The sequence below is a fragment of the Nocardioides caeni genome (assembly GCF_004912195.1).
Taxonomy (GTDB): Bacteria; Actinomycetota; Actinomycetes; order Propionibacteriales; family Nocardioidaceae; genus Nocardioides; species Nocardioides caeni.
Map to the genome: position 1 here is coordinate 80,728 of NZ_STGW01000002.1, position 13,059 is coordinate 93,786.

Sequence of the window (13,059 nt, forward strand, 5' to 3'; positions counted from 1 at the left end):
CCCAGCCTCCCTTCAGGCGAGCGCCACGACGCCCAGCTCGGCAGGCGCCACGAGGAGCGGATGCCTCGGCACGACCCGCACGGTGTAGCCGAACGGACCGGGGCGGCCGAGCTCGAGATCGCCGTCGAAGCGGTGCCGCCCGCCGTCGTACGACTCGACGATGCGGAGCGGCGCGACGGCGGTGTCCACCAGGTCGTCCTCGGCGTCGACGCGGCCGTGGACCAGCTGGACCTCGACGTCGTCGGGGGCGAGCTCGCCGAGCGCCACGTAGGCGTGCACCACGAGACCGGCGCCCACCTCGACGGTGTCGCCGATGCCAGCGGCCTCCACGTGCTCGACGCGGACGTCACCCCAGGCACTGCGGACGCGGGCCTTCCACGCAGCAAGGTCGCGGGCACCGTCGGGCGTCTCGGCGAGGAGTCGGGAGTAGGCGGCGGCCGGAGCATAGAGCTTCGCGATGTAGTCGCGGACCATGCGGGTGGCGAGGACCTTCGGGCCGAGCTGGGCCCAGGTGTGGCGCAGCATCTCGACCCACCGGACCGGCACGCCCTCACCGTCGACGTCGTAGAAACGGGGCGCGACCTCGTTCTCGATCAGGTCGTAGAGGGCGGCCGCCTCGAGGTCGTCGCGCTTGTCGGAGTAGTCCTCCAGGCCGTCGGCGGACGGGATCGGCCAACCGAACTCCGGCTCGTACCACTCATCCCACCAGCCGTCGAGGATCGACAGGTTGAGGCCGCCGTTGAGCGCGGCCTTCATGCCCGAGGTGCCGCACGCCTCGTAGGGCCGCAGCGGGTTGTTGAGCCACACGTCGCAGCCGGGATAGAGCGGCAGCGCGAGCGCGATGTCGTAGTTGGGGAGGAACACGATCCGGTGCCGCACGTCCTCGGCGTCGGCGAAGCGGACCAGCTCCTGGATCAGCCGCTTCCCGCCCTCGTCGGCGGGGTGGGCCTTGCCGGCGACGACCAGCTGGACCGGACGCTCGGGGTGCAGCAGCAGCGCCTTGAGCCGCACGGGGTCACGCAGCATCAGCGTCAGCCGCTTGTACGACGGCACGCGACGCGCAAAGCCGATGGTCAGCACGTCCGGGTCGAGCGCGTCGTCGATCCACGCGAGCTCGGCCGGCGCCGCGCCGCGCTTCTCCCAGGACCTGCGGAGACGACGACGGGCGTCGGCCACCAGCCGCTCGCGCAGTGCGCGCTTCGTGCTCCACACCTCCCTGCCGGGCACCTTGTCGAAGGCCGCCCAGAACGCCTCCGCGTCGTCGCCGTCGGCATCGGCGCCCTGCGCGGTCGCGAGGCCCACGACCTCGGGAGCGACCCACGTGGGCGCGTGCACGCCGTTGGTGATCGAGGTGATCGGCACCTCGGCCTCGTCGAACGCCGGCCACAGACCGTTGAACATGCCGCGGCTGACGTGGCCGTGCAGCTGCGAGACGCCATTGGCGCGCTGCGCGAGCCGGAAGCCCATCACCGCCATGTTGAACACCCCGGGGTCGCCGCCCTCGTAGTCCTCGGCACCCAGGCCGAGCACGAGGTCGACGGGCACGCCGGGGGTCGCGCCCTGGTCGCCGAGGTACTGCTCGACGAGCGTGCGCGGGAAGCGGTCGATGCCCGCGGGGACGGGCGTGTGGGTGGTGAAGACGGTCGACGTCCGGCCGACCTCGAGGGCGGTCGCGAAGTCGAGGCCGCCGGCACCCTGCTCTCCGGTGGTCAGCTCACGGATCCGCTCGACCCCGAGGAAGCCGGCGTGACCCTCGTTGGTGTGGAAGACCTCGGGCGTCGGAGCGCCGGTGATCCGGGAGAAGGCGCGCAGCGCGCGCACCCCACCGACACCGAGCAGCAGCTCCTGACGCAGCCGGTGCTCGGTGTTGCCGCCGTAGAGACGGTCGGTGACCAGCCGGTACGGCTCGGGGTTCTCCTCGAAGTCGGTGTCGAGGAGCAGCAGTGGCACGCGCCCCACGGACGCGACCCAGATCCGGGCCAGCAGGTCGGGCCCGCCCGGCATCCGCATCGAGATCGTGGCCCGGCTGCCGTCCTCCTCGTGCAGGAGCGAGATCGGCAGCCCGTCGGGATCCAGCACCGGATAGCTCTCCACCTGCCAGGCCTCACGGGAGAGCGCCTGCTTGAAGTAGCCGTGGCGATAGAGCAGGCCGACGCCGACGATCGGCGCACCGAGGTCGCTGGCGGCCTTGAGGTGGTCGCCGGCGAGGATGCCGAGGCCGCCGGAATACTGCGGCAGCACCGCGGTGATCCCGAACTCCGGCGAGAAATAGGCGATCGACGCCGGCCACGTCTCGTCCGGCGCGGCCGCGGAGGCGCGCTGGTACCACCGCTCCCCCGTGAGGTACGACGCCAGGTCGGCCCGCACGTCGTGCACCCGGGCCACGTAGGACTCGTCGGCGGCCAGCTCGTCCCACCGGGTGGCCGGAACCTCGCCGAGGAGACGGATCGGGTCGTGCCCGACCGACGCCCACCGCTCGTCGTCGATCTCGGCGAACAGCGCCTGGGTCGGTGGGTGCCACGACCAGCGCAGGTTGGCGGCGAGCTCACCGAGCGGGGCGAGCTCGACGGGCAGGACGGGGCGGACCGTGAACCTCCGGATGGCGCGCATGGATCGACGGTAGCCAATGCGACTTGAACGTTCCAAGGATTCGTCCAGGAACCTCCGTAACCCCCCTCCGCAGTGGGCGTTGGTAGGGGTACAGACGGGCGAGGCGGGTCATGGGGGCTGCCTCGCCCGTCAGGCTGTTCACCGCCCAGCGACCCTGCGAGGTACGAGCAGGGTCGCTGACCAGGCGGGGAGGTCGAGTAGCGCCGCGAGCGAGGAACGAGCTCGCGACGCGCGTATCGAGACCGGTGCACGGGCGCGACACAGTCCGAGCACCGGCTGCGGGCGTCTCGATACGCGGCTCGCTGGCGCTCGCCTGCTACTCGACGAGCGATAGCTAGGCTGGCTCCCGATGAGCACCTCACTCCGCTCCGCCGCCGACCACCAGCGGCAGGTCGCCGCGCTGATCGCCTCCCGGCACGCCGATGGCTGGCCGGCCGAGGTGGTGCCGTTGACGCAGTCCCGCGACCGGATCCTCGCCGAGCCGGTGGCGTCGGCCGAGCCGCTGCCCGCCTTCGACAACTCCGCGATGGACGGCTATGCCGTGCGGTCCGCGGACATCGCCGGTGCGACGGCGCAAGCACCGGTGCGGCTCCCGGTGGCCGGCGACATCCCCGCCGGGGCGCCGGTCGGTGACCTCGCGCCGGGGCAGGCGATGCGGATCATGACCGGGGCCCCGCTGCCCCGTGGCGCGGACGCGGTGGTGGAGGTCGAGGCCACCGACGGCGGCACGACGACCGTGACGATCAACGAGGAGCGCGCGTCCGGGAGCTTCGTCCGCACGAGCGGGGCCGACGTGGCCGTCGGTCAGGAAGTGCTGCCGGCCGGCACGCTGCTCGGACCGGCCCCGATCGGCGTGCTCGCCGCCCTGGGGGTGCGTGAGGTGAGCTGCCGACGTCGGCCGCGGGTGCTCGTCTGCTCGACGGGCTCCGAGCTCGCCGAGGACCCCGATCCGACCGCCGGCCAGATCCGTGACGCCAACGGCGCCCTGCTCGCGGCCGCCGTCGAGGAGGCGGGCGGCGAGGCGCTGCGGACGCTCTGGGTCGCCGACGACGTGCCGGCCTTCCTCGCGCTGCTCGACGAGGCCGTGGCGCACGGCGATCTCGACCTCGTGCTGACCTCCGGTGGGGTCAGCGCCGGCGCCTACGAGGTCGTCAAGGACGGGCTCGGGCCGCGCGGCGTGGAGTTCGTCAAGGTGGCGATGCAGCCCGGCATGCCCCAGGGATCGGGCACGGTCGGCGGCGTCCCCGTGGTCTGCCTGCCCGGCAACCCGGTCAGCGCGCTCACGTCCTTCGAAGTGTTCGTCCGTCCCGCGCTGCGCGCCGCGGTCGGCCATCCCGTCGAGCAACGGGCCACGGTCCGCGCCACCCTGACCGAGGCGCTCACCGGTCCGCCCGGCAAGCGACAGCTGCGCCGCGCCCGCCTGGATCGCCGTACGGGCGAGGTCAGTCCCTGGGGTCCGGCCGGATCGGGCTTCCTCGGGTGGTTCGCCGGCGCCGACGCCCTCATCGACCTGCCCGCCGATGGCGGACCGGTGGCGGCCGGGTCACTCGTGGATGTGTGGGACTTGCTCGCTCGGTAGGTTCGGACCATGGTCGGACGCATTCCTGTGATCGACGTGACGCCCGTGCTCGATGGCGCGCGACCCGCGAAGGCGAGCGTCGGCGAGGCCTTCCCGGTCGCCGCGACCGTGTTCCGCGAGGGGCACGACCGGCTCGGAGCCGAGGTCGTGCTGCGCGACGCCGACGGCCAGCAGCGACCACCGGTGCGGATGGCACCGACGCCTGCGACCGACCGGCACAGCGTCGACCGTCACGTCGCCTGGGTGCCCCCGGACTCCCCCGGCGCCTGGACCTTCGAGGTGCAGGCCTGGTCCGACCCGGTGGCCACCTGGCAGCACGCCGCGGGCATCAAGATCCGCGCGGGCATCGACGTCGAGCTGATGTTCACCGAGGGAGCGCTGCTGCTGGAGCGGACGGTGAAGGCCGGCGGTCTCAAGCGACCCGAGCAGGCCGTCCTTCGTGCCGCCGCCAAGGCCGCGCGCGACAGCAAGCGGCCCGCCGAGGCGCGGCTCGCGCAGCTGGAGGCGCCCGAGCTCCGTGCCGTGCTGGCGGCCCATCCCCTGCGCGAGCTCGTCACCGTCGCCGGACCGTTCCCGGTCTTCGTCGACCGTCCCCGCGCCCTGTTCGGCAGCTGGTACGAGTTCTTCCCCCGCTCCGAGGGCGCCTCCTACGACGCCACGACGGGCGACGTCACCTCCGGCACCTTCCGCACCGCGGCCGAGCGGCTGCCCGCGGTGGCGGCCATGGGCTTCGACGTCGTCTACCTGCCCCCGATCCACCCCATCGGCGAGGTCAACCGCAAGGGCCCCAACAACGCCGTGCTGCCCGACGGTGAGCCGACCCCGTCCGACTGGAGCGGCTCCCCCTGGGCCATCGGCAGCCGCCACGGCGGCCACGACGCCGTGCACCCCGACCTCGGCACGATCGCCGACTTCGACGCCTTCGTCGCCCGGGCCCGCGAGCTCGACCTGGAGGCCGCCCTCGACCTGGCGCTGCAGTGCGCGCCCGACCACCCGTGGGTGCCCGCGCATCCGGAGTGGTTCACCACACGCGTCGACGGCACCATCGCCTACGCGGAGAACCCGCCGAAGAAGTACCAGGACATCTACCCCGTCAACTTCGACGCGCATCCCTACGACCACCCCGACAGCCTCGCGACGGAGGTGCTGCGGGTGGTGCGGCACTGGATGGCCCACGGGGTCCGCATCTTCCGTGTCGACAACCCGCACACCAAGCCGGTCGCGTTCTGGCAGTGGTTGCTCGCCGAGGTCCGGGGCACCGATCCGGACGTGCTGTTCCTGTCCGAGGCGTTCACCAAGCCGCCGATGATGCAGACCCTCGGCGCGATCGGCTTCCACCAGTCCTACACCTACTTCACCTGGCGCACCGCCAAGGTCGACGTCGAGGACTACCTGGTCGAGGTGTCCTCGGAGTCCGCGCACCGGATGCGGCCCAACTTCTTCGTCAACACCCCCGACATCCTCCACGAGTTCCTGCAGTACGGCGGCCCGGGCGCCTTCCGCCTGCGGGCCGCGCTCGCGGCGCTGGCCTCTCCCTCGTGGGGCATGTATGCCGGCTACGAGCTCGGCGAGCACGTGGCCGTGCGCCCCGGTAGCGAGGAGTACCTCGCCTCCGAGAAGTACCAGATCCGCGTCCGGGACTGGGCCGCAGCCACGGCCCCCGGCACGGTCGGCGCCGACCTGACGGCGTACGTCACGATGCTCAACGACGTGCGGCGCCGTCATCCGGCGCTGCAGGCACTGCGCAACCTGCGAATGCACCAGGCCGACGACGACCACGTCGTGTGCTTCAGCAAGGTCTCGACTGGGCTCGAGGCTCGCGGGCCCGCACCTCAACCGGCGGCGTCGGCCGATCGCGTCATCGTCGTGCTGAGCCTCGACCCGCACAACGCACGGGAGGCGATGGTGCATCTCGACCTCGCCGCACTCGGGCTGCCCCCCGGCACGACGTTCACCGTCCTCGACGAGCCGACCGGGTCAGAGTGGACCTGGTCGGAGCACAACTACGTGCGTCTCGACCCCAGCCAACCCGCCCACATCCTGGTCGTGAAGGAGCATGCGTGAGCCGACCCGCGAGCACGGTCCTCAACGAGGAGCCGGAGTGGTTCAAGACCGCGGTCTTCTACGAGGTGCTGGTCCGCGCGTTCCGCGACTCCAACGCCGACGGCACCGGTGACTTCCGCGGCCTCATGGAGAAGCTCGACTACCTGCAGTGGCTGGGCGTCGACTGTCTGTGGGTGCCGCCGTTCTTCACCTCGCCGCTGCGCGACGGTGGCTACGACGTCGCGGACTACACCGGCATCCTCCCGGAGGCCGGGACGGTCGAGGACTTCCACGCCTTCCTCGACGCGGCGCACGAGCGCGGCATCCGCGTGATCATCGACTTCGTCATGAACCACACCAGCGACGCACACCCGTGGTTCCAGGCCTCGCGGAGCGACCCGGAGGGGCCCTACGGCGACTTCTACGTCTGGTCCGAGACCGACGAGCTCTATCAGGACGCGCGGATCATCTTCGTCGACACCGAGCCGTCGAACTGGACGTGGGACCAGGCCCGCGGCCAGTACTACTGGCACCGCTTCTTCCACCACCAGCCCGACCTCAACTTCGACAACCCGAAGGTGCAGGAGGCGATGCTGGAGGCGATGGCGTTCTGGCTCGACATGGGCCTCGACGGCTTCCGGCTCGATGCCGTGCCCTACCTCTACGAGCGCCCCGGCACGAACGGCGAGAACCTCCCGGAGACCCACGAGTTCCTGCGCCAGGTGCGGCGCTTCGTCGACGACAACTACCCCGGACGGGTCCTGCTGTGCGAGGCCAACCAGTGGCCGTCCGACGTCGTCGAGTACTTCGGCGACCCGGCGGTCGGCGGCGACGAGTGCCACATGGCCTTCCACTTCCCCGTCATGCCGCGCATCTTCATGGCGGTGCGGCGGGAGTCGCGCTTCCCGATCTCGGAGATCATGGAGCAGACGCCGGCCATCCCCGACGGCTGCCAGTGGGGCATCTTCCTGCGCAACCACGACGAGCTGACCCTGGAGATGGTCGCCGACGAGGACCGCGACTACATGTGGGGCGAGTACGCCAAGGACCCCCGCATGAAGGCCAACATCGGCATCCGCCGCCGGCTCGCTCCGCTGCTGGACAACGACACCAACCAGATCGAGCTGTTCACCGCGCTGCTCCTGTCGTTGCCCGGCTCCCCCGTCCTCTACTACGGCGACGAGATCGGGATGGGCGACAACATCTGGCTCGGTGACCGCGACGGCGTGCGTACGCCGATGCAGTGGACGCCCGACCGCAACGCAGGCTTCTCCGCCGCGACCCCGGGAAAGCTGCACCTGCCGGTGATCCAGGACCCGGTCTTCGGGTACCAGAGCGTCAATGTCGAAGCCCAGCTCGAGAACCCGTCCTCGCTCCTGCACTGGACGCGCCGCATGATCCACATCCGGCGCCAGCACGAGGCCTTCGGGCTCGGCACCTTCGACGACCTGGGCGGCTCCAACCCGACCGTGCTGTCCTACGTGCGCCAACAGACGCGCGCGAGCGACGCGGGCGGCGACGACGACGTCATCCTGTGCGTCAACAACCTCTCCCGCTTCCCGCAGCCCGTCGAGCTCGACCTGCGCCGCTTCGAGGGGCGGGTGCCGGTCGAGCTGATCGGCGGGGTCCCGTTCCCGCCCATCGGCGAGCTGCCCTACCTGCTGACCCTCAGTGGTCACGGCTTCTACTGGTTCCGGCTCACCGATCCCGAGACGACCGGGAGGCCGGTGCTGTGACCGACGTCGATCCCGCCTTCACGGACTTCCTGGCCCAGAGCCGCTGGTTCGGGGGCAAGGGCCGCGACTTCGAGGTCACCCGCGCCGAGGAGATCGGGCGGGTGCCCGGTCCTCCTGACGTCGTGGTGGTGCTGGCCGAGGTCGACTACGGCAGCGGCGAGACCGAGTCCTACCAGCTCCCGCTGGCGCTGTACGACGAGGAGCAGCCCCACATCGACCGGGCCCTCGTGGGGCGCTGGCCCGCCGGCGACGGCCGCTTCGCCTACGACGCCGTCCACGACCGCGTGGCGATGGCGGCCTACCTGCGGGCGTTCGGCGACGCCCCTTCGACGGGCGCCGCCGGGAACGAACTCACCTTCGTCCGCCTCCCCGGCCACGAGCTGGACCTCGACGCGGCAGCCAGCCCGTTCAGCGGCGAGCAGTCGAACTCGTCGGTGTTCTTCGGCGAGGACTGCGTGCTGAAGATCTTTCGCAAGGTGACGCCCGGAGAGAACCCGGACGTGACGACCCACCGCGTCCTGACCGAATCGGGCTCGACCCACATCGCCCACCTCTACGGCTGGGTGGAGTCTCCGTTGGTTGAGGTGCGAGGAGCGCCAGCGACGAGCCTCGAAACCACCCACTTGGCCATGCTCCAGCAGTTCCTGCGCACCGCCAGCGACGGCTGGGAGATCGCGCTCGCCAGCGTCCGTGACCTCTTCGCCGAGGCGGACCTGCACGCGGCCGAGGTCGGCGGCGACTTCGCGAGCGAGGCCGCCCGCCTCGGGGAGGCACTGGCCGAGATCCACGGCCAGCTGCGCGACGCGTTCGGCACGGACACCGTCGATGCCGGCTTCGTCGCCGACCAGATGGCGGCCCGTCTCGCAGCGGCCATCGAGGTCGTGCCGGGCCTGGCGGAGCACGCCGACGGCGCCCGGACCGCGTTCGGAGCGCTGGCCGGTCTCGGCGAGATCCCCGTCCAGCGGGTGCACGGCGACCTCCACCTGGGCCAGACCCTGCGGACGGTGCTGGGCTGGAAGGTCGTCGACTTCGAGGGCGAGCCGGCGAAGCCGCTGGCCGAGCGCCTGCTGCCCGACAGCCCGTGGCGCGACGTCGCCGGCATGACCCGGTCCTTCGACTACGCGCCGCACGCCGTCGCGGCCTCCCTGCCCGAGGACGACCCGGACGTGCGACACCAGCGCGCCACACGGGCCGGCGAGTGGGCTCGTCGCAACCGGCGGGCCTTCCTGGCGTCGTACTGCGGCGAGGCGGGGTTCGGCGCCACCGACCGCACCCTCCTGACCGCCTACGTCGTCGACAAGGCGGTCTATGAGTGCGTCTACGAGGCGCGCAACCGGCCCACCTGGCTGCCGATCCCCCTGGAGGGCGTCGCCCGGCTCGTGGCGGGCTGAGCCGGGTGGCCTGGCCGTCCGCGTTCCTGGGGATCGCGCACGTCCTGCGGCGCCCGGTGTTGTGGCTGTCGCGCCACATCGGCGGCTTCGCCGAGCTGGAGCACGTCGGACGTCGCAGCGGTCGCGCCTATGCCACGCCGGTGCGCGCGGTCCGGCGCGGCGGCCAGGTGGTGGCGGGCGCCAGCTTCGGCGTCACCTCGGACTGGGTCCGCAACGTGCTGGCAGCCGACGGCTGCCGGATCGGGATCGGCGGCGAGCTGCTCGACCTCACCGGTCCGCGCATCGTGGCCTTCGACGAGGCCCGCGCACTGCTCCCACCCGTGACCCGCTTCATCCTGCGGCGCCTCGCGCGCGCTGAGCAGTGCCTGCTGCTGGATGTCGCCTGAGCTTGCTCAGACCCGGGTCAGAGCAGGTCGACCGGCTCCCGCCCCTCCGGCGCGTCGCCGACGGCGCAGTCGCGGTCGCCGAGGGCGCAGTGCCAGGCCCAGCACAGCTGGCCGGCACCGACGAGGACGAGTGCGGTGACCGCGAAGCCGAGCGCGGAGGAGCCGACCACCGGCACGACCGCGACGGCAGTCACCGCGTTGAGGAGCAGCGCCAGGAAGGACGACAGCGACATGACGGCGCCGCGGCGCTCGGGGAACTCGTCGAGCATCAGCAGTTGGAGCGTCGGATAGGTCATGCCGTTGCCGAGGGCGATGACACTGAGCCCGACCACGGCCCACGGGAGATCCGTCGCCACGGGAGTCGCGGCGACCAGTACGGCGGTCACCCCGCCGGCGAAGGCGATCGAGCAGCCGACGCTCACCAGCCGTCGGGCGGTGATGCGCCCGGCGGCGCGGCCGCAGATCCACGACCCGAGCATCATCGCGCCGATCATCGGCACGAACAGCTTCCAGAAGTCGAGCTCGCCCTCGCCGAGGACGTCGACGACGAAGATCGCAGCGCCGCCGATATAGAGGAACTGCGCCCCGAAGATCAGCGCTGTCGACCACGCGAGCCGCTGGAACCCGGCTCGACGACCGACCAGCAAGAGCCCGCCGACGACATCGCCGACCCGCAACGGCACCCGCCGCTCGCGGGGATGGGTCTCCGGCAGGAGGACGACGACGAGCGCCGCGAGCACGACGCCGAGCGCGGCGTGGAACACGAAGATGAGGGGCCAGTCACCGACCTGGAGCAGCAGTCCGCCGATGATCGGGCCGATGGCGGGGGCGATCCCGAAGATGACCGAGACCCGGCTCATCAGCTTCTGGGCCATCGGTCCGTCGAACACGTCGCGGATCACCGTGCGGCTGACGATCGTCGCACCACCCGCGCTGAGCCCCTGGAGGGCGCGGAAGACGAGCAGGGTCGCGAGGTCCGGCGCGACCGCGCAGCCGACCGACGCGACGCCGAAGACCGCGAGCGACACGAGCATCACCGGCCGTCGGCCGAGGGCGTCGGAGAGCGGGCCGTGCAGGACGCTCATCGCCGCGAAGGCCGCGAGGTAGGCGCTGACGACCAGCTGGAGCTGGTCGTGGCCGACGTCGAGGTCGCGCTGCATGTCAGGGAAGGCCGGGAACGGCGTGTCGATGCTGAACGGTCCGACCATGGACAGGCAGGCGAGCACCACCGGGACGAGGAGGACCATCCGGCGCGTGGCGGGAGCGTCGGTGCCGGTCGAGTGGCTCGGCGTGGTCGTCACCCCGACATCCCATCATCTCGGCGGCGGGCTCTCCTCAGGGGTGCTGGCTAGACTCAAGAAGATGCTGTCCCCCGAGCACTCCACACTCGGCGCGATCGATCTGCACCTGATCGCCGAGGGCCGTCACGAGCAGTTGTGGCAGGCGCTGGGCGCCCATGTCCGCACATCGCCCGAGGCCGGCACGTCGTTCGTCGTCTGGGCCCCCAACGCCCGCGCCGTCAGCGTCGTGGGTGACGTCAACGGCTGGGACGGCAACAGCGACCGCATGTCGCCCGTCGGATCCGGCCTCTGGGAGCGCTTCGTCCCCGGCGTGACGTCGGGCGCCGCCTACAAGTTCGTCGTCGAGGGAGCCGACGGCGTGTGGCGCGACAAGGCCGACCCGATGGCCTTCCACGCCGAGGTCCCGCCCCGGTCGGCCTCGCGGGTCTTCGCCTCCCAGCACGTCTGGTCCGACGACGACTGGCTCGCCGCGCGGGCCACCCGCCAGCCGGTGAACGAGCCGATGGCGACCTACGAGCTCCACCTCGGCTCGTGGAAGAAGCACGCCGACGGGTCCTTCTGGAGCTACGACGAGCTGGCGGACCCCGACACCGGCCTGCCCTCCTACCTGGCCGACCTCGGCTTCACCCACGTCGAGCTGATGCCGGTCATGCAGCACCCGTTCGGCGGCTCCTGGGGCTATCACGTCACGTCCTACTTCGCGCCCGACGCGCGCTTCGGCGACCCCGACGGCTTCCGGCGCCTCGTCGACGCGCTGCACGCTGCCGGGATCGCGGTCATCCTCGACTGGGTGCCGGGCCACTTCGCGACCGACGAGTGGGCGCTGGTGCGCTTCGACGGGACGCCGCTCTATGAGCATCCCGACCCGCAACGCGGCTGGCACCCCGAGTGGGGCTCCCACATCTTCGACTTCGGACGCCCCGAGGTGCGCAACTTCCTGGTCGCCAACGCGCTCTACTGGCTCGAGGAGTTCCACGTCGACGGCCTGCGTGTCGACGGCGTCGCCTCGATGCTCTACCTCGACTACGGCCGCAACGACGGCGAGTGGACGCCCAACCAGCACGGGGGTCACGAGCACCTCGAGGCCGTGCAGTTCCTGCAGGAGCTCAACGCCACCGCCTACAAGCGGGTGCCGGGCATCGTCACCATCGCCGAGGAGTCGACGGCGTGGCCGGGCGTCACCGGCGCCACCTCCGGCGGCGGACTGGGTTTCGGCTTCAAGTGGAACATGGGCTGGATGCACGACAGCCTGCGCTACCTGCAGCACGAGCCCGTGCACCGCGCCCACCACCACGGCGGGATGACCTTCTCCCTCGCCTACGCCTTCTCGGAGAACTACGTCCTGCCGCTCAGCCACGACGAGGTCGTGCACGGCAAGGGCTCGCTGGTCACCAAGCAACCCGGCGACCGCTGGCAGCAGCTGGCCACGTTGCGGGCCTATCTCGCCTACATGTGGGCCCATCCGGGCAAGCAGCTCGTGATGATGGGCACCGAGCTCGGCCAGGTCCGCGAATGGGCCGAGGCCCGCGAGCTCGACTGGTGGCTGCTCGAGCAGCCCGAGCACCGCGGACTGCAGGACTTCGTCCGCGACCTCAACGCCCGCTATCGCGACCAGCCCGCGCTGTGGCACCTCGACAACGACCCGGCCGGTTTCGCGTGGATCGACGCCCAGGACGCCGGGCACAACGTCTTCCCGTTCGTCCGCCGCGCCGGGAGCGACGACGCGGCCGACGCGCCCGACATCGTGTGCGTCACCAACTTCGCAGCCGTCCCCCACGACTACCGGCTCGGCCTCCCGGTCGCCGGCGACTGGGTGGAACTGCTCAACACCGACGCGGCGTCGTACGGCGGCAGCGGGGTGGGCAACCTCGGCACGGTCCACGCCGTCGCGGCCGGTCCCCTCGAGGCCCGCGCCCCGGGCGGCAGCCCCGCCTACGCGGATCTCGTGCTTCCGCCGTTGGCGACCTTGTGGCTCCAGTCGCCGCCTCCCGGCGGTTGAGGTGCGAGGCCGCC

Annotated in this window: 8 protein-coding genes; 6 read left to right on the top strand and 2 right to left on the bottom strand. The window is 71.6% G+C overall.

The features are described 5' to 3' along the window. Positions 1-12: 12 nt before the first annotated feature. The gene (glgP, locus tag E9934_RS04140) at positions 13-2,610 is read right to left on the bottom strand and encodes an alpha-glucan family phosphorylase (RefSeq protein ID WP_136561610.1); all 2,598 of its coding nucleotides are present in this window, start codon (positions 2,608-2,610) and stop codon (positions 13-15) included. A gap of 349 nt (positions 2,611-2,959) precedes the next feature. Here glgP and E9934_RS04145 point away from each other — a divergent pair, with 349 nt between their 5' ends. Genes E9934_RS04145 through E9934_RS04165 form a run of 5 tightly spaced genes read left to right on the top strand, consistent with a single transcriptional unit; the run spans position 2,960 to position 9,745 of the window. Continuing rightward, the gene (locus E9934_RS04145; protein ID WP_136561611.1) at positions 2,960-4,189 is read left to right on the top strand and encodes a molybdopterin molybdotransferase MoeA; all 1,230 of its coding nucleotides are present in this window, start codon (positions 2,960-2,962) and stop codon (positions 4,187-4,189) included. A 9-nt stretch (positions 4,190-4,198) separates the two neighbouring features. Beyond that, a complete protein-coding gene (locus tag E9934_RS04150; RefSeq protein WP_136561612.1) occupies positions 4,199-6,253 on the top strand; it encodes a maltotransferase domain-containing protein in 2,055 nt (684 codons plus the stop codon). Next, positions 6,250-7,968 carry a maltose alpha-D-glucosyltransferase gene (treS, locus tag E9934_RS04155; RefSeq protein ID WP_202977189.1) on the top strand — a complete coding sequence of 573 codons (1,719 nt, stop codon included), beginning with the start codon at positions 6,250-6,252 and terminating at the stop codon, positions 7,966-7,968. Before E9934_RS04150 ends, treS begins: the two co-directional genes overlap by 4 nt. Beyond that, entirely contained in the window at positions 7,965-9,359 is a 1,395-nt protein-coding gene (locus tag E9934_RS04160) for a maltokinase N-terminal cap-like domain-containing protein (protein ID WP_238694752.1), read from the top strand. Before treS ends, E9934_RS04160 begins: the two co-directional genes overlap by 4 nt. A gap of 5 nt (positions 9,360-9,364) precedes the next feature. After that, positions 9,365-9,745, top strand: a complete 381-nt coding sequence (locus E9934_RS04165; RefSeq protein WP_158294923.1) for a nitroreductase family deazaflavin-dependent oxidoreductase — start codon at positions 9,365-9,367, stop codon at positions 9,743-9,745. Between the two features lie 17 nt (positions 9,746-9,762). Here E9934_RS04165 and E9934_RS04170 read toward each other — a convergent pair whose 3' ends face one another. Next, the gene (locus E9934_RS04170) at positions 9,763-11,046 is read right to left on the bottom strand and encodes a multidrug effflux MFS transporter (protein ID WP_238694753.1); all 1,284 of its coding nucleotides are present in this window, start codon (positions 11,044-11,046) and stop codon (positions 9,763-9,765) included. 61 nt (positions 11,047-11,107) lie between these two features. Here E9934_RS04170 and glgB point away from each other — a divergent pair, with 61 nt between their 5' ends. Further along, a complete protein-coding gene (glgB, locus tag E9934_RS04175) occupies positions 11,108-13,045 on the top strand; it encodes a 1,4-alpha-glucan branching protein GlgB (protein WP_238694754.1) in 1,938 nt (645 codons plus the stop codon). The last annotated feature ends 14 nt before the right edge of the window (positions 13,046-13,059 follow it).